Origin of the sequence: Pseudomonas sp. RA_35y_Pfl2_P32, assembly GCF_963970735.1 — a bacterium.
GTDB lineage: Bacteria > Pseudomonadota > Gammaproteobacteria > Pseudomonadales > Pseudomonadaceae > Aquipseudomonas.
This window is the reverse complement of record NZ_CAXAQF010000024.1, coordinates 58,135-74,476: the sequence shown is the minus strand read 5'-3', so window position 1 is coordinate 74,476 and position 16,342 is coordinate 58,135. Positions and strand designations below refer to the sequence as shown.

The following is a 16,342-nucleotide window of genomic DNA, read 5'->3' as shown; positions in this document are numbered from 1 at the left end:
ATAAAAACAGCAGGTGGCTACGAATTGACGCATTCAAGCTGCAATAACCTTCGCGCCATCTCTTGCGCATGGTCGGCGGCACTCTGATCACCGGTCACCAGGGCCACGGTGATGGCGCCATCGATCAGGATCAGCAACTGTCTGGCCAGGGCCTGCGGGTCCTGGACGGGATGGTCGCGGCACAGGGTGTGCAGGTAGTCGAGCAGCTTGTCTTTATGCGCTTTGGCGACCTGGCGTACCGGGTCCTGGGGGGCGCCGGTCTCGCCGCTGGTGTTGATGAACGCACAGCCGCGAAAGCCGTCGCTGGCGAACCAGGTCGTGAGCACATTGAACAGGTGGAGCAGGCGCTCGCCAGGTGTCGGGGCCAGCTCCACCTGCGTGGTGAACCAGTGCATCCAGCGTTGATCGCGACGCTGCAGGGCGGCGACGATCAACTCCTCCTTGTTGGCGAAGTAGCGGTAAATGCTCTTGCGCGAGACACCGGCGGTTTTCACCAGCAGGTCCATCCCCGTGGCGGCAATGCCATTTCGGTAGATCAACTTTTCGGTGACGTCGAGGATAATGTCGCGGGTGTCGTTACTAGTGATCGGGTTCATGAAGCATGAGAGTAGAACGATCATTCTCCTTGGTCAATGCCAGATTGGAAATGTCTATTTTTTCGGACATGGTGTAAGCTCCCGGGTTCTTCGGATTCGACCCATTTGCGAGCCCTATGCCGTCGCTTTTCAAACGTTCCCTGCTGCCAAAACTGCGCAGTTTCCCGCTGGCCGCCGATGCGGTCACCTTCCTTGATGGCGCTGCCGAATTCCGTCGTTGCCTGCTGGAGCAGATTGCCCAGGCGACCCGGCGCATCTACATCGTCGCGCTGTACCTGCAACAGGATGAAGCTGGCCAGGAGATCCTTGATGCCCTGCACGCGGCCAAAGCAGCGCGGCCGGAACTCGACGTGGTGGTTGTGGTGGACTGGCTGCGGGCCCAGCGTGGCCTGATCGGTGCCGGTAAACAACCGGGCAACTCGGCCTGGTACCAGCAGATGACCCGTGACCACGCCAGCGAAGTGCCGGTGTATGGCGTCCCGGTCCAGACCCGCGAGCTGTTCGGCGTGTTGCACCTCAAGGGCTTCGTGATCGACGACTGCGTGATCTACAGCGGCGCCAGCCTGAATAACGTCTACCTGCACAAGTTCGACAAGTACCGCTTCGACCGGTATCACCTGTTGCGCAACCGCGCGCTGGCCGACTCCATGCAACACCTGGTGCAACATGGGCTGATCGCCTCCAAGGCGGTGCACCGCCTGGACCAGCCGAACCTGCCAAGCACCCGCAGCCTGCGCCACGACATTGGCGACCTGCGCAGCCGCCTCAAGCATGCGACCTATGACACCACCGCCGGTGAAGTGGTCAAGGGTGGCCTGTCGGTGAGCCCGCTGCTGGGGGTGGGCAAGAACAACCCGCTGAACCGAGTGATTTGCGAACTGATTGCCAGTGCCCAGCAGCAACTGACCATCTGCACGCCGTACTTCAACCTGCCATTACCGGTCACCCGCGAGATCAACCGGGCCCTGGCTCGTGGGGTGAAGGTCGATATCGTGGTCGGCGACAAGACTGCCAACGACTTTTACATCCCGCCGAGCGAGCCGTTCCGGGTCATCGCTGCGCTGCCGTATCTCTACGAGATCAGCCTGCGGCGCTTCGCCAAGCGTCACCAGCGGGTGATCGACAGCGGGTTGTTGAACCTGCACCTGTGGCGAGACGGTGACAACACCTATCACCTCAAGGGTATGTGGGTCGATGAGCGCTACACCCTGTTGACCGGTAACAACCTTAACCCGCGGGCATTCCGCCTGGACCTGGAAAACGCCTTGTTGATCGATGATCCCAAGGCCGAGCTGCAGGTGCCACGCCGTCGCGAGCTGGCGGAGATTTTCCGCAATACCAGCCGTATCGAGCGTTATCAACAACTGGAGACGTTGCTGGAGTACCCGCCGGACGTCAGCAAGTTTCTGCGTCGGGTCAGCCGGGTACGGATCGAGCGTCTGCTTTATCGCATCCTCTGAGGCTCAGCGCCGCTTGCGCGAGGGCCACACCGCCACCAGCAACAACAGGGCCGCGGCGCAGAGGTAGGGCAGGCGCGGTTCCAGGGCATAGATCAGGGTCCCGGCCAAGGGCCCGATGACCACGCCAAAACCCTGGGCGGCACCGATGCTGCCGGCCGTGGCGCCTTGCTCGGAGGCCTCCACGGCATTGGCGGCCAGGGCGGCGAAGGACGGGAAGATCCAGCCCATGCCCGCCGCGGAGACAAAAAAGCACAGCCACAGGCCCCAGGCCGTGTCGGCCAACATACTGCCGGCATAGCCGCACGCCGCAATCAGCGCGCCAATGCGGATCAGGCGTTGCGGCGACCAATCCAGTTTACGCACGATCAATTGCGCACAAATCAGCGCCAGGCCGACCATGGTCAGGGCGATGCCGGCGGTTTGCGCCGCTTCGGTCGGGCCCATGCCGAGCCGGTCGATGGCGTAGAAACCCACCGTGATCTGGGCGATCGACACGCAGAGCATGGCCACGAAAGCCACGGCCATCGGCCGGCGCAGGCGTGGATCGTTGAGGCGTACGCTGCGCGGGGCTTGCTTGAGGTGCAGTTCCTGGCCCTTGAGCTTGAACCGCAGCACCAGGAACGCCAGCAACGGCAACAGCGCCATGGCATAGAACGGCAGGCTCAGGCTGTAGCGCGACAGCAGGGCGGCAATTGCCGGGCCGATCACCAGGCCACAGGCGTTGGCGGCGCCCAGTGAGGCCATGGCGGGGGCGCGGTGACGGGGTTCGAGGTTGTCGGCGATCAAGGCGTTGCAACCCACTGGGATCGCCGCGTAGAACACGCCAATGATGCCGCGACCGAGCATGATCCCGATAAACCCCACCAGTGCCGACGGCAGCCATTGCAGGGAGAGGTCGATGAACACGCAGAGCGCCCAGTAGGCGAGTGTGAAGCCGCCGACACCGAGCAGCAGAATATGCCGGCGTCCACGGCGGTCACTGAATTCGCCCCAGGGCCGGGCAAGGAGCATCCACAACACGCCGGACACCGTCACCGCAGCCCCGGCTTGCCAGGTGGCCATGCCCAGCACCCGGGAAATCGGGCCGATCAGCGAAACAAAGGCCATCATCGCCATGGTGCAGGCCATGTTGGCGACCAGTAGAGGGCGCAAGTCAAAAGCACTGTGCGTCAGTGCAGCATCGGCACTGGCGGTGGGCGTGGTCATGGGCAACATCATCCGTGAAAGTCGAGAGCGTGGGTGATGGTAGCCAAAAGCGCACGATCCACAAAGGTCAGAGTGAATATCCGTTGCTGCGCTGCACCTCCTGGCGATGGGGCGGGAGGATCAAAAGCCAGAGCACGGTGACCTGCCGGTCGGCCTGCTTTTTCCGGCGTTCGACACTCCCACAAAAGAATAAAAAAGCCCCGTCACCAGGACAGGGCTTTTACGTGCAGCTTGTCGCTTGAAACTGACAGCCGACCTTAGAACACCACGCCTTGGCTGCGCAGGTAGTCGTCGTAGGTGCCGCTGAAGTCGGTCACCCCACTTGGGCTCAGCTCGATGATGCGAGTGGCCAGGGACGATACGAACTCACGGTCGTGGCTGACGAAGATCAGCGTGCCCGGGTAGTTCTCCAGCGCCAGGTTCAGCGCTTCGATGGATTCCATGTCCAAGTGGTTGGTCGGTTCGTCCATCACCAGTACGTTGGGCTTTTGCAGGATCAGCTTGCCGAACAGCATGCGACCTTGCTCACCACCGGAGATGACTTTGACCGACTTGAGGATCTCATCGTTGGAGAACAGCATGCGGCCCAGGGTGCCGCGTACCAGTTGCTCGCCACCGGTGGTCCAGCGACCCATCCAGTCGAACAGGTTGGATTCGTCTTCGAAGTCGGACGCGTGGTCCTGGGCGTAGTAGCCGATTTCCGCGGCGTCGGTCCATTTCACGCTACCGGCATCCGGGCTCAACTCGTTGACCAGGGTGCGCAGCAGGGTGGTTTTGCCGATACCGTTCGGACCGATGATCGCCACGCGCTCGCCGGCTTCAACCTGGAAGCTGAAGTCCTTGAACAGCGGCTTGCCATCGAAGCCTTTGGCCATACGCTCGACGATGACCGCCTGACGGTGCAGCTTTTTGGTCTGTTCGAAACGGATGAACGGGCTGACCCGGCTCGAAGGCTTGACCTCGGCCAGTTGGATCTTGTCGATCGCCTTGGCACGGGAGGTGGCCTGCTTGGCTTTCGAGGCGTTGGCCGAGAAACGGCTGACGAACGATTGCAGTTCCGAGATCTGTGCTTTCTTCTTGGCGTTGTCCGAGAGCAGTTGCTCGCGGGACTGGGTCGCCACGGTCATGTACTCGTCGTAGTTGCCCGGGAACAGGCGCAGCTCGCCGTAGTCCAGGTCAGCCATGTGGGTGCAGACGCTGTTCAGGAAGTGACGGTCGTGAGAGATGATGATCATCAGGCTCGAACGCTGGGTCAGGATGTTTTCCAGCCAGCGGATGGTGTTGATGTCCAGGTGGTTGGTTGGCTCGTCGAGCAGCAACACTTCCGGATCGGAGAACAGGGCCTGGGCCAGCAGCACACGCAGTTTCCAGCCTGGCGAGACTTCGCTCATCGGGCCGAAGTGCTGCTCGATGCCAATACCCAGGCCCAGCAGCAGTTCACCGGCGCGGGATTCGGCGGTGTAGCCGTCCATCTCGGCGAATTCGGTTTCCAGCTCGGCAACGGCCATGCCGTCTTCTTCGGTCATTTCCGGCAGCGAGTAGATGCGGTCGCGCTCGGCCTTGACCTTCCACAGCTCCTCGTGACCCATGATCACGGTGTCGATTACGCTGAATTCTTCGTAGGCGAACTGGTCCTGGCGCAATTTACCCAGACGCACGTTCGGCTCGAGCATGACCTGGCCACCGGACGGGTCGAGGTCGCCGCCGAGGATTTTCATGAAGGTCGACTTGCCGCAACCGTTGGCGCCGATCAGGCCGTAACGGTTACCTGCACCAAATTTGACCGAGACGTTCTCGAACAACGGCTTGGCGCCGAACTGCATCGTGATATTTGCTGTGGAGATCAATTACTTTACCTTTCAATAGCTTAGGTTGCGCATTTTGGAGCTTGGAGCAATTTCTGACCCATCTGGAGTATGTTTCGCTGCACTCCAGCCTGAGCGTGAGTTGATCCATCGCGCATAAGTAGACAGCAACATCGGCACGTGATGGCCGAGTTGCTGGGAAATGAATGCGGGGTTCATGCCAGACATAACGCGCATTGTCGCATAGGTGTGACGACAGTTGTATGGCGGTCTGTATCGCAACCCCAGTGTTTTCAGGGTGGGTTTGCACTGTTGGTGCAGCTCAGACGTCTGCCTCACGTACTCGCTGTTCTGTGATGGCGGGAGCATAAAAGGCGTTTCAAGGGCTTTTCCTGACCCTTTTTTCCGACGTTCTGCCTGTTTTTTGGCGAACGCCGGAGCGTGCAATGCGCGCTCGTTGAACAGAACGAAGCGATCACCGGCAGTTTTTGTGCGCTCCACCTCTTCACTCAAGGCAATATTGGATCCAATCTGATAAAGTTCGATCACCCGCTCAACGCTGGCTCTTTACCAAGCACGGATTGCTAGGCCAGGGTTGAGTGGGTGCTTGATCTCGTCAGTGTCCGCGCGCCGCTTGATGGGCTTGAGTACCCCCGCGTGGTGTGGGGCTTATCAGTCAGATGAGCGTACCCATCAATCCGCCAGAAATGCCTCCAGAACAGGTGTCAGCCAATCTGGTCGATCTTCTTGCGGCGAGTGATTTGCGAAAGGAATATTCAACAGCCTGGCGTTCAGCACCCGATCAGTGAGTTCGACTGCATGGGTGCGCGAGACCAGTATGTCCTCGTCGCCCCTGACCACCAGCAAGTCGGCACTTATGTCGCGTACAGCTTCGTTCGGGTAGCCATCCGCGCTTGAGTCGAGCCAGAGCGCCCGAAGTGCCAGTGCCAATTGCTCAAAATCGGGTGCGGGATTCAGGGCCTGATAATGCTCGTAGCTTTGGGGGAACATCTCGCGCCAACTCTCGGCGGTTACTTCTGTGTACAGGCCGCGCGTTGGGTCGTCTGCCTTCAATGCCCAGTGCGCGCCAATCGTTACCAGCTTATCGAGAGGCAACGTGTTGGCGGCGGCAATACGCAGTGCCGCTATACCACCATCGCTATGGCCGATGAGGCTGAAATGTTCAATGCTCAGATGCCTGACCACTGCTTCCACATCTTGCTGGATGCGCTTATAGGTCAGGGGTGAGGGGCCCAGCGTGGATTTTCCTTGGCCTCGACTGTCGATGCCGATCAACCGGTAGTTGCGACCCAAACGGGGAGTGATCGAATTAAAAGTCTCGATGTCACCAAAACCACCGTGGAGCAATACCAGGGCAGGGCCTTCCTGGTTCCCTTGCTGTTCATAGTAGATGTTCGCGTGGTCTATCTCTATGTGCTGACCGTCCTGGTGATTGAACGTCGTCATGTGCTTTCTCCTTAGTTGGATCGCGGTGTCGCGTGCAGAGTCCAGTCTGCTGCGCGACATGATTGCATTTTCGATGACAAATGGGTGTGATGGCGCTCCCGCCCAACTCAAGGACCGAGCCCGTGATCACTGCACCTGACAAGCTTATCTTTTTGCCCGGAGCCTCCGGCAACACCCAGTTCTGGTGCCCGGTTGCCGGTCGCTTGAACACTGCTGCGCAAAAGATCCATGTCGGATGGCCCGGTTTTGGCGACACGCCATACAGCCCTGGCGTGGCCAGCCTGGATGATCTGGTAGCCCGGGTATCGGCTGAGATCGAGGGGCCGAGCGCTTTGGTGGCGCAGTCTATGGGGGGCATTGTCGCTGTGCGTGTGGCGCTTGAGCACCCCGAGCTCATCACGCATCTGGTCCTGAGTGTCACCTCCGGTGGCGTGGACATGGCTGACCTCGGCGCGCAGGACTGGCGTGAGGCGTTCGCCGCCGAGAACCCGACGCTACCGCGCTGGTTTGTCGATGACCGTACCGACCTCACGCCTCGCCTGGGCGAGCTGCGGATGCCGGTATTGCTTATCTGGGGTGGCGCTGACCCGATTAGCCCTCCCTGTGTCGGCCAACGCCTCGCGCAACTCATTCCACAGGCACAACTACACGTGTTCCCCGACGGTGGTCATGACGTGGGCTCTACCCACTCATCTGCAGTCGCTGGGTTGATCGATGAGCACCTAGCCTCGGGGGACTGCCGGCGAGCTGCTTGTTGATCATTTCACTAATGTTCTGGAGAACCGGCATTCGAAGGGTCGCTGATCCGTCAGCGTTGTCGCATTCAATGGGTGTAGTGCTCAACTAATTCCGGGCAAAAAAATGGCCCGCGTATGGGCGAGCCTTAGTTGAGAGAGTGTCCGGCCTATCGATTAAACCGCTCGACCAATGAGTACTGGGTGGACGCCGTTCTAGTCAGTTCTTTGCTCAAGCCTGTCGATTGGTGGGCTTGTTCTGAAGTTTGATCGGCCAGGTTTGCGATCGTGGTGATATTTCGGCTGATTTCCTCGGCCACGCAAGTCTGTTCTTCGGTGGCGGTGGCAATCTGGGATGTCATTTCGGTGATATGGGCGACGGCTTCGCTGATGCCTACCAGAGCCTTGTCTGCCTCAAGTACCCAGGCCACGCCTTCTTCGGCCTGGCGATGACCGTTTTCCATGGTTTGCACCGCATTGCTGGATGAGGTCTGGAGCTTGGTGATCAGGTCATGGATCTGGGTGGTGGATTGCGAAGTGCGCTGTGCCAACTGACGAACCTCATCGGCCACCACCGCAAAGCCTCGGCCCATGTCGCCGGCGCGCGCTGCTTCGATGGCAGCATTGAGTGCCAGCAAATTGGTCTGGTCGGCAATACCCTTGATCACGTCAACCACGGTTCCGATTTCGTTGCTGTCCCTGGCCAGTTGCGCAACGCTCAGGCCTGTTTCCCCGACGACGTCGGAGAGGCGTTCGATAGCCTGCCGGGTGTCTCGGGCCACCTCGCGTCCGCGGCCAGTGAGCAAGTTGGCCTGCTGAGTGGCGTCTGCCGTGCGCTGGACGTGGGTGGCGACCTCCTGAGTGGTCGCGGCCATCTGGTTGATCGCCGCAGACACCTGTTCGGTTTCAACGCGTTGTCGGTCAAGACCTTTGGAGCTGTCGGTCGCCAGTAGGTCGGATTGCCGGGCAAGCGCACTAAGCTGCTCGGCCGTATCCTGCAGTCGTGTGAGACAGGTCTGCAGGCGTGCGGCCTGGCTGATGAAGGCTGTTTCCAGGCAAGCTTGAGGGCCGCGCTCATCGCTGTACATCTGGGCGATCAGGGGATCAGACGTAGAAGGTTCGGCCAATTGCAACAAGCGCAATGTTCCTCGTTTCTGCCAGCGGGATGCGAGGAATCCAACGGGCACGACAACGCCTGCAGTCAGTGCCATCGCGACCGGTGCATCCAGGAACAGACCGCTCACGGCGCCCACCATACCCGTGGCCAGGTAGGGCAGACAGTCCAGGAGAACCGGCTGCCAGGTGTCCTGGCGAGGAATCGCCGGCTTGCCTTGGCTGATGCGCTTGTATAGGGATTGGGCGCGACGGATCTGGTCAGCCGTCGGCTTGACCCTGACGGATTCAAAGCCGGTGACCTGATTCCCTTCAAATATTGGCGTTACGTAGGCATTGACCCAGTAGTGGTCGCCATTTTTGGAGCGGTTCTTGACGATTCCCATCCACGGGCGACCTTGCTTGAGTGCACCCCACATATGGGCAAACACCGCGCAGGGGACGTCGGGGTGACGGACAATGTTTTGCGGAGCACCAATTAAGTCCGCTCTTTCAAAGCCGCTGATCTCAACAAATGCGTCATTGCAGTAAGTGATAACTCCTCGAGCATCCGTCGTCGAGATAAGTTTCTGCTGGGGCGCGAGTGAGATTTCACGCTGAGTGACTGGCTGATTGTTTCTCATTTCGAAGGCTCTCTGGTTCCATTAAAAAGCCATCGGCTGACAGTTGAAAAAAATGAGTATCGGATTGATCTATCTATCTTTATGACAATGAGGTGCATTCAAGTGTTGCTCAATACGACTTATCAAGCGTGTTAGTGCTTAAAGTTGCTCGCGTTGAATAGGGGGCTAACTATTTAAGGCCGGCAATGAATAACGGCGCTATAGCACTTGGCAAGTGTCCTGCCTGTGAGTGTAGGGTTTTCAATTCTCTGTGGAATCAGGGGCGCTCGACGGTAAACATGATGACTTATCGAGTGGTTAATACTGCTGACTCTTTGACAGGCCGCCAGCGTTGCGTCGCCCACTGCGTTGATCCAGCAAGTGAACCATCAGGCAGGCATAGAGGGTCACCAGGATAAACAGCCCCATGCGAATCGCGAAGGCGGTGTAGACGTCCTTGCCGGCGGCGCTGTCCTGCACCGATTGGCCGAGCAGGATGATCATGGTCACCAGGCTGTTGAGCCAGAAGCCCGGGCTTTGCGCGGTCGGGCGCAGACGATAGAGCTTGCACGCCACCAGCAAGGTGAACAGCAGGGTCCACAGGAAAAACATCCACAAGTGCACAAACAGGCTCAGCCCACACCAGAACAGTATCGCCAGCAGGCCGCCGAGCAGGGTCGAGCCGATCAGTTCGCGCCCGGCGTGGCGGGTACCGGTGGTGGAGCTCTGTTGCCCCAGGCTGACGGCCTTGAGGATGATCGGCAGGTAGCTGGCCGGGTCAAGCAGGACCAGGATAAAGGTCGGCAGCACGATCAAGGTGGCGCGTAGGGCGACCCGGGTGATGTCGGGTGCGCTGAGGGCCGGGGCCGGCGGGGGGGAGGGGGCGTGCCCGGGGTCGGGAAACAGCCAGTGGCTCACACCCACCAGCAGCACCGCGAGGAACAGGCCCTTGCCCAGCGCCTCGATGACCATCACCGCCAGGCCGAAGTCGGCAACGCCGGCGGCGGAAATCAGGGTCAGGCCGATAATCAGGAAGGTCACCACCAGGCCATTGGCGCCACGCAAACCCATGCGAAACACCACAAACAGCGCCACCGCGATCAGCAGTACACCACTGGCGGGGTAGTAGCGCAGCAGGGGGATCAGCAGCAGGCCGACGCCAGTGGTGAACAGGGCGACCAGGATCAGGCCCAGGCCGGCCTTGAACGACAGCGGCTGATTGAGTGACACCAGCAGCATCAGGGCCAGCACTGGCGCCATGAAGGGAATCGGCAGCGCCAGGCCGAAGCTGATCGTCAGGCACAGCGCCGTGCCGCAGGCCAGGCGCAACGCGCGCTGGGCCTGGGGCGAGCGCTCAATAGGCATAGGACAGCCAGCTCATCAGCCCGAGGAACATGCGGCCGAGGGGGTTGAGGGGGTTGCCGGCGGTGGGAAACGCCATCACTTCGGCCTGGCCGCCGGCACGCACGCCACTGCCATCGCGCAGGCGGCTCCGAGACTCGGCGGAAAACTCAATGATCACCGGAAAACGTTGCGCCGGACGCAGCCAGTCGCGGCTGTTTTGCACGCTGGGCAGGGTCCCGGGGGAAGTCGGCTGGCCCACGCTGACGCCATAGCCGACGCTGCGCACGTGGCCGCTGAAAACCTCGCCGGGCAGGGCGTCGAGGACGATGGAGACCTCGGTGTCGGGCTTGACCAGGCCCAGGTTGTTCTCGGTCATGTCGGCACTGATCCAGACATCGTGGATGGCAATCAGGGTCATGACCGGGGCGCCAGTGGCCGCAAACTGCCCGGTGTCGGTGCGCAGGTCGGTGATCAGGCCCGCCGAGCGCGCATGCACCTGGGTATTGGCCAGGTCCAGCTCGGCCTTCGACAGCGCGGTGGCGGCACTGCGCAGCAAGGCGTTGTCCTGCTCGCTGCCGCCTTCCTGCTCGCGGGCGCGCTGGACTTCGGCACGGGCGGCCGCCACCTGGCTGACCGCCTGGGCGTGGTTGGCACGCGAGACTTCCAGCAAGCGCACGGAAATGGTCCCGCGGTCTTCGCGGTACAAGCCTTCCAGGCGCTGGTTGTCCTGGCGGGTCTTGAGTTCGTTGGCCTGGGCGGCACGCAGATTGGCTTGCGCCGCGGCGATCCCGGCCGTGCTGGCACCAATCTGCCGGCGGGTCGATTCAAGGTCGGCGCGGGCGCGGTCGACGGCAATCTGGTACGGCTGCGGATCGACTTCGAACAACACATCGCCGGCCTTGACGTCCTGGTTGTTGCGCACATTGACCTTAATGACCCGGCCGGCCACCTCGGACGCCACCGGGATGACAAAGGCGCCCACACGCGCCTGCTGGGTGTAGGGGGTGTAACGGTCTGCCAGCAGGTACCACGCCAGGCTCAGGACGATTAACAGGACGACCCATCTGAGGCCTTTGTTCACCGGTTCGGCGGCAGGTTCGGGGGCCTTGGCGGCAGGTGGGGGGACGTCACTCATCGTTGATCACCTTGGGGAACGGGGGCGGGTTGCGGGCTGGCGGGTTCCTGCAGCAGGTCGCCCCAGTCGGTGCGTTGTTCCATTTGCTGGCGGGTAGGTGCATCGATTTTCGCCTGGGCGCTGTACCAGCCACCGCCCAGGGCCCGGTACAGGGCAATCAGGTTGCTCACGGCAGTGCTGCGGCTGAGCAGGTAATTGTCCTGTTGTTGCAGCAGCGCGCTTTGCGCATCGAGGACCCGCTGGAAGTCCGAGTAGCCCTCGCGGTACTGGGCGTTGGCCAGTACCAGCGATCGTTCGGCGGCAAATGCGGCCTCGCGCAGGATGCGCTCGCGCTCCAGGGCCTTGGTCAAGCCGGTGGCGGCATCGTCGGCTTCGCGTGCCGCCTGGCGGACCTTGTCGCGGTAGGCTTCGATCAACTGCTGCAAGCGAGCATCCTGGACCCGTATGTTGTTGTGGATCTGCCCGTAATCGAAGATGTTCCAGCGCAAGCTGGGACCGCCGACCAGGTCCAGGTTATTGGAGGTGCCGCCCAGCGAATTGGCCGACCAGACGATGCTGCCCAGCAGGCTCAGGGACGGATACAGGTCCGATTCGGCCACGCCGATCAGGGCCGACTGGGCCGCGACATTCAGCTCCGCGGCCCGTACGTCGGGGCGGCGCAGCAGCAGTTCGGCCGGCACGTCCTGCAGCACGGCGCGGTCCACCAGCGGAATCAGGCCGGTGTTGAGGGTCAGTTGGGGCAGCGGCCCCGGCGGTTGCCCGATCAGCACGGCCAGGGCGTTGCGGGTCCGTGCCGCCTGATCTTCCAGGCTGGGAATGTTGCTCAGGGTCCCCAGGTACTGGGTCTTGGCCTGCTGCACGTCGAGTTCGGCGGTCTGGCCGCTGTTGAAGAGTTTTTCGGTGATCTCGAAACTGCGCTTTTGCTGGATGCTGTTTTCCCGCGCCACGCGAAGCCGCGCTTCGGTGGTGCGCAGGGCGAAGTAGGTGTCGGCGACCTGGGCGCGCAGCAACACCAGGACGTCCTCATAGTTGGCTTGGGCGGAGAAGTAGCTGGCATCGGAGGACTCGATGGCGCGACTGAAGCGACCCCAGAAATCCAGCTCCCAGCCGACATCGAAGCCGGCGCTGTACTGCCAGAAGTTACTGCTCTGTGGGTTTTTGCCGCCAGCCTGCCCACGGTTCACGTAGAGGCTGTCGGCGCTGGCCTGTTGCACCTGCGGATAGAGCCCGGCTTGGGCGATGCCCAGTTGCGCACGGGCCTCCATGACCCGCAAGCCGGCGATCTGCAGGCTCGAATTGTGGGCGTCGGCATCGGCAATCAAGCGGTCGAGCATCGGGTCGTTGAACACCCGCCACCACTGGCGCAGGTCCGGATTGTCGCCGCGTTGGCTGGCCTGCTCCAGGGCGGCGCTGTTCCACTGCCGCGTCCAGGGCTGCGCAGGACTCTGGAAGTCGGGCCCCAGGCGTACGCAACCGCCGAGACCAAGCAGCGCAATCAGCAGCAGGTGCCCTGGATGGCAGGATCTGAGCATGCAGTGCCCGCCTGTGTCAGGACTGCCCCAGGTTATCGGGCCGGGAAGCGGGCGGCTGGTCCTGCACCCATTGCCAGAACAACTGGTAGGCCACGGCCAGAACCACCGGGCCAATGAACAGGCCGATGATGCCGTTGGTGACCATGCCGCCCAAGGCGCCGATCAGCACCACAGGCATCGGCACGTCGACACCGCGGCCGAGCAGCAGCGGCTTGAGCACGTTATCCACCAGGCCCGCGACGAACACATAGATGGAGAAGATGATGGTGGCGGTGGTCGCCCCTTGGCTGGCCAGCACAAAGATGATTACCGGCAGTGTGATCAGTGTGGCCGGCAGTTGCATGATGCCCAGCAGCAGCACCGCCAGGGCGAGCAAGCCGGCGGCGGGCACGCCCATCAGGACAAACCCGGCCCCCACCAGCAGCATTTGAATGAAGGCGATGCCGATCACGCCCAGGGCCACGGCACGGATGGTCGCGGTGCACAGCTCGGTGATGGAGGGGCCACGGTCCGGGCCACAGATCCGCGAAACGATGTGCACCGCACTGCGGCTGCCGCTTTCACCGTAGGCCATGAAGATCCCGGCGATGATCAGGGCAAAAATGAAGATCAGAAAACCCGCACCGGCGCCGGCCAGCTTGCTCAGCAGGGCGAGGCTGACGTGCTTGATCTCGGGGATGTATTTTTGTACCAGCACCGGCAGGTCGGTGACGGCTTGCATCCACAGCCCATGGAGTTTTTCGCCCACCAGTGGCCAGGTGGCTACCGAATCAGGTGGTACCGGGATTTGCACGGTGTCGGCCCGGACAATGGCCATGGCGCTTTCCACCGAGCTGACGATCGAGGTGCCCAATAGATAGACCGGCACCAACAGGATCGCCACGGCGATCAGCACCATCAGGGTCGCCGTGTGCCCGCCTTTGGTACCCAGCTTGCGGCTGAGTTTGCCGTGCAACGGATACAGGGTGATTGCCAGGATGACCGACCACAGCATCAAGTCCAGGAAGGGGCTGAAAATGCGAAAGCAGAACAACAGAAGCACCGCGAGCAACCCCGCACGGATCAGCACATCAAGCATATCCCGGGAGAAGGTTTTCTCAGTGACGGGGGTGGGTAGCATGGAGGGCCTCCAGGGGCGGACAGCAGAAGCAAAAGAAAGGTAAATCCAGCATAGACGCTCAATGGGAGGTGATGGGGGTGTCGAATCGACGATTTTCACCCACCAGCACACCGCCGGAGCAGCCGGAGGGGGCGCTAGTGGAAGCCTGGCAGGCGGCAAACGCCAATCAATAATGCTCATTAATTTGTTTGCATAGCCTGACGCGGCTGCCAGGGCGGCGAAGGCCGGCAGGGTCGCTGGCGGCGGCCTCGAGGTCATCAATGGCGCAGACGGACACGCTGGTCAGGGCGCTGAGCACGCCGGCCTAACGATTTTTCACATTAGTAAGTTTTCTCCAGGCTGCAAACTGTGACTAAAATGCGCGCCGACAGTGTGTGCTGGCGTTGTGCTCAGTACCGGCGTTGAATTTCAGAGGTTGCGTAGATCCTGGCCTTGCGGCACGCAACATGTATTTTTTCTGACCTGTGATTAATTTTCGTGAAGCTGATCATTGTTTCCCTCTACCTCCTGTCCATCGCCTACGTGCACTTGCGCGGCCGCGTGCGGCACAAGCTGGGTCGCCAGTTAAGCGATCATTCGAGCTTCCTGGCGCCGATCAACTGCTTTCTCTACCTGTTTTCCAAGCTGCCGAACCGGCCGTATCTGGACCCTCGTGACTTCCCCGACCTGAGCCCGCTGCAGGCCCATTGGCAGGAGATCCGCGCAGAGGGCCAGAACCTGCTGCGGGCAGGGGAGATCAAGCGCTCGGACCAGTACAACGACGTGGGTTTCAATTCGTTCTTCAAGACCGGCTGGAAGCGCTTCTACCTGAAGTGGTACGGCGAAAGCCATCCTTCGGCAACCAAGCTGTGCCCGCGCACCACCGAACTGGTCCAGAGCATCGGCTCGATCAAGGCGGCCATGTTCGCCGAATTGCCACCGGGTTCGAAACTGGTGCGCCACCGTGACCCCTATGCCGGTTCTTATCGTTATCACCTGGGCCTGGACACTCCCAATGACGCCGGTTGCTACATCGAGGTCGACGGCGAGCGTTATCACTGGCGCGATGGCGAGGCGGTGATGTTTGACGAGACTTACATCCACTACGCCGAAAACACCACCCAGGAAAATCGCATCATCCTGTTCTGCGACGTCGAGCGGCCGTTGAAATACCGCTGGGCGGCCGCGTTCAATGCCTGGTTCAGCCGCACCGTGATGTCCGCCGCCGGCGCGCCCAACGATGCCGGCGATAAAACCGGCGGGATCAACCGCGCGTTCGCCAGGCTGTACAAGATCCGCTTGCGCGGCAAGGAATTGAAGAAACGCAATCGCAAGCTCTATTACCTGGAAAAGTGGGCAATCTTCGGCGCGCTGCTGGCCTTGATCCTTTGGATCTAAGGTTTTTTCGCCCCCAGTCGCTGCCACATCGTTGCGCTCAGGCGCTGGCGATGGTTGAGGTCGACCCCATGGTGGCGCTGAAACGCTCCGGCAGTTCGGCCGCCATGAACTGGGCGATGGCTTTGGCGAAGGCCTTGACCCTGTCCCAGCTTTGCGTGCGAGCCAGCGGCACGATCAGGCGCATGCCCTTGCCGCCGCTGGTTTTCAGGTAAGCCTCCAGGCCCAGTTCATCGAGCACCGACAGGGTCAGTTGGGTGGCCTCCAGCATGCTTTTCCAGGGCAGCGCCGGGTCAGGGTCAAGATCGAGCACGAACTGGTCCGGGGTCTCGATGTGATCGGCGGTCGCTCCCCAGGTGTGTCGATCGCCATCAGCCGCGCATGCCCGGGGTCCAGTCCGGGAGCCAACTGCCGGATGCTGGGGATCGCCAGTCGTCAGTCCTCAATGTAGAAACTTTACCCAGCCAGCAAGTGCAAGTGCCGCAAAGCAGGTCCAGCCTGAGAAAAGCCAACGCCAGACGAGCATCCGCGGGACAAAACCCACACCTCTCACGAAGGCCACACTCATGGCCGCAAACAATGCAGTAGCCAACACATGGTCAGCTTTCCCGTCGGGGGCTGCCATCATGGGGGGATAGAGCGTACAGGCGAGCATGATCGCTACAGCGATAAGCAGACTCAGCACATTAATTTGTGAGGACGGTGAGGTGCCAGTAACACGCGGCATCATGTCCGGGTCTCGTCATTGTCGCTCAAGGCTCGACTGCCTTCGTTCTCGCCCCACATCGCATTCAATATAGCCAGTAGCAATGCAAAACCGACTCCCAGCATCCAGGCGAAATACCACATAGTCT

General features: G+C 61.1%; 15 protein-coding genes and 2 pseudogenes. 3 read left to right on the top strand and 14 right to left on the bottom strand.

The annotated features are described in order from the left end of the window. Positions 1-17 precede the first annotated feature (17 nt). The gene (locus tag AACY45_RS22585; protein WP_339547484.1) at positions 18-596 is read right to left on the bottom strand and encodes a TetR/AcrR family transcriptional regulator; all 579 of its coding nucleotides are present in this window, start codon (positions 594-596) and stop codon (positions 18-20) included. A 116-nt stretch (positions 597-712) separates the two neighbouring features. Here AACY45_RS22585 and pssA point away from each other — a divergent pair, with 116 nt between their 5' ends. Next, entirely contained in the window at positions 713-2,056 is a 1,344-nt protein-coding gene (gene pssA, locus AACY45_RS22580) for a CDP-diacylglycerol--serine O-phosphatidyltransferase (RefSeq protein WP_339547462.1), read from the top strand. Between the two features lie 3 nt (positions 2,057-2,059). Here the strand turns inward: pssA and AACY45_RS22575 are convergent, their stop codons facing one another. From AACY45_RS22575 to AACY45_RS22560, 4 genes are all read right to left on the bottom strand, one after another. Next, on the bottom strand, positions 2,060-3,262 hold the full coding sequence (locus AACY45_RS22575; protein WP_339547461.1) for an MFS transporter: 1,203 nt from the start codon (positions 3,260-3,262) through the stop codon (positions 2,060-2,062). Positions 3,263-3,519: 257 nt separating this feature from the next. Continuing rightward, complete coding sequence (locus tag AACY45_RS22570) at positions 3,520-5,109, bottom strand: ABC-F family ATPase (RefSeq protein ID WP_095168355.1); 1,590 nt, start codon at positions 5,107-5,109, stop codon at positions 3,520-3,522. A 12-nt stretch (positions 5,110-5,121) separates the two neighbouring features. Continuing rightward, positions 5,122-5,616: a hypothetical protein gene (locus tag AACY45_RS22565; protein WP_445261208.1), complete on the bottom strand. Its 495-nt coding sequence runs from the start codon at positions 5,614-5,616 to the stop codon at positions 5,122-5,124. Positions 5,617-5,760: 144 nt separating this feature from the next. Then, the gene (locus AACY45_RS22560; protein WP_339547460.1) at positions 5,761-6,534 is read right to left on the bottom strand and encodes an alpha/beta fold hydrolase; all 774 of its coding nucleotides are present in this window, start codon (positions 6,532-6,534) and stop codon (positions 5,761-5,763) included. A gap of 122 nt (positions 6,535-6,656) precedes the next feature. Here AACY45_RS22560 and AACY45_RS22555 point away from each other — a divergent pair, with 122 nt between their 5' ends. Next, on the top strand, positions 6,657-7,292 hold the full coding sequence (locus AACY45_RS22555) for an alpha/beta fold hydrolase (RefSeq protein WP_339547459.1): 636 nt from the start codon (positions 6,657-6,659) through the stop codon (positions 7,290-7,292). Positions 7,293-7,438: 146 nt separating this feature from the next. Here AACY45_RS22555 and AACY45_RS22550 read toward each other — a convergent pair whose 3' ends face one another. The 6 genes and pseudogenes from AACY45_RS22550 to AACY45_RS22530 all read right to left on the bottom strand — a co-directional run bounded on the left by AACY45_RS22550 (position 7,439) and on the right by AACY45_RS22530 (position 14,114). Then, entirely contained in the window at positions 7,439-8,479 is a 1,041-nt protein-coding gene (locus AACY45_RS22550) for a methyl-accepting chemotaxis protein (protein WP_445261211.1), read from the bottom strand. A gap of 252 nt (positions 8,480-8,731) precedes the next feature. Continuing rightward, a pseudogene (locus AACY45_RS29350) lies at positions 8,732-9,004 on the bottom strand (PAS domain-containing protein); the annotation flags it as partial. A 297-nt stretch (positions 9,005-9,301) separates the two neighbouring features. Next, the gene (locus AACY45_RS22545) at positions 9,302-10,348 is read right to left on the bottom strand and encodes a DUF2955 domain-containing protein (RefSeq protein ID WP_339547457.1); all 1,047 of its coding nucleotides are present in this window, start codon (positions 10,346-10,348) and stop codon (positions 9,302-9,304) included. Further along, positions 10,338-11,462, bottom strand: a complete 1,125-nt coding sequence (locus AACY45_RS22540) for an HlyD family secretion protein (RefSeq protein WP_339547456.1) — start codon at positions 11,460-11,462, stop codon at positions 10,338-10,340. Before AACY45_RS22540 ends, AACY45_RS22545 begins: the two co-directional genes overlap by 11 nt. Then, on the bottom strand, positions 11,459-12,994 hold the full coding sequence (locus tag AACY45_RS22535; RefSeq protein ID WP_339547455.1) for an efflux transporter outer membrane subunit: 1,536 nt from the start codon (positions 12,992-12,994) through the stop codon (positions 11,459-11,461). The genes AACY45_RS22540 and AACY45_RS22535 overlap by 4 nt, the downstream gene beginning before the upstream one ends. A gap of 16 nt (positions 12,995-13,010) precedes the next feature. Further along, the gene (locus tag AACY45_RS22530) at positions 13,011-14,114 is read right to left on the bottom strand and encodes an AI-2E family transporter (RefSeq protein WP_339547454.1); all 1,104 of its coding nucleotides are present in this window, start codon (positions 14,112-14,114) and stop codon (positions 13,011-13,013) included. A gap of 477 nt (positions 14,115-14,591) precedes the next feature. On the opposite strand from AACY45_RS22530, the gene lpxO reads away from it, so the two are divergent. Then, on the top strand, positions 14,592-15,491 hold the full coding sequence (gene lpxO / locus AACY45_RS22525) for a lipid A hydroxylase LpxO (RefSeq protein ID WP_339547453.1): 900 nt from the start codon (positions 14,592-14,594) through the stop codon (positions 15,489-15,491). Positions 15,492-15,540: 49 nt separating this feature from the next. Here lpxO and ligD read toward each other — a convergent pair. From ligD to cydX, 3 genes and pseudogenes are all read right to left on the bottom strand, one after another. Next, positions 15,541-15,923: pseudogene (gene ligD / locus AACY45_RS22520) on the bottom strand (non-homologous end-joining DNA ligase LigD); the annotation flags it as partial. 7 nt (positions 15,924-15,930) lie between these two features. After that, positions 15,931-16,218: a cyd operon YbgE family protein gene (locus tag AACY45_RS22515; protein ID WP_339547452.1), complete on the bottom strand. Its 288-nt coding sequence runs from the start codon at positions 16,216-16,218 to the stop codon at positions 15,931-15,933. After that, complete coding sequence (gene cydX, locus AACY45_RS22510) at positions 16,215-16,337, bottom strand: cytochrome bd-I oxidase subunit CydX (RefSeq protein WP_339547451.1); 123 nt, start codon at positions 16,335-16,337, stop codon at positions 16,215-16,217. The genes AACY45_RS22515 and cydX overlap by 4 nt, the downstream gene beginning before the upstream one ends. Positions 16,338-16,342: the final 5 nt, after the last annotated feature.

Bases quoted from the DNA above. Each gene is read 5' to 3' on its own strand.
- AACY45_RS22575 (WP_339547461.1), bottom strand. From the start codon at position 3,262: ATGACCACGCCCACCGCCAGTGCCGATGCTGCACTGACGCACAGTGCT.
- AACY45_RS22540 (WP_339547456.1), bottom strand. From the start codon at position 11,462: ATGAGTGACGTCCCCCCACCTGCCGCCAAGGCCCCCGAACCTGCCGCC.
- AACY45_RS22550 (WP_445261211.1), bottom strand. From the start codon at position 8,479: ATGGCACTGACTGCAGGCGTTGTCGTGCCCGTTGGATTCCTCGCATCC.
- pssA (WP_339547462.1), top strand. From the start codon at position 713: ATGCCGTCGCTTTTCAAACGTTCCCTGCTGCCAAAACTGCGCAGTTTC.
- cydX (WP_339547451.1), bottom strand. From the start codon at position 16,337: ATGTGGTATTTCGCCTGGATGCTGGGAGTCGGTTTTGCATTGCTACTG.
- AACY45_RS22515 (WP_339547452.1), bottom strand. From the start codon at position 16,218: ATGATGCCGCGTGTTACTGGCACCTCACCGTCCTCACAAATTAATGTG.
- AACY45_RS22535 (WP_339547455.1), bottom strand. From the start codon at position 12,994: ATGCTCAGATCCTGCCATCCAGGGCACCTGCTGCTGATTGCGCTGCTT.
- AACY45_RS22545 (WP_339547457.1), bottom strand. From the start codon at position 10,348: ATGCCTATTGAGCGCTCGCCCCAGGCCCAGCGCGCGTTGCGCCTGGCC.
- AACY45_RS22560 (WP_339547460.1), bottom strand. From the start codon at position 6,534: ATGACGACGTTCAATCACCAGGACGGTCAGCACATAGAGATAGACCAC.
- AACY45_RS22585 (WP_339547484.1), bottom strand. From the start codon at position 596: ATGAACCCGATCACTAGTAACGACACCCGCGACATTATCCTCGACGTC.
- AACY45_RS22530 (WP_339547454.1), bottom strand. From the start codon at position 14,114: ATGCTACCCACCCCCGTCACTGAGAAAACCTTCTCCCGGGATATGCTT.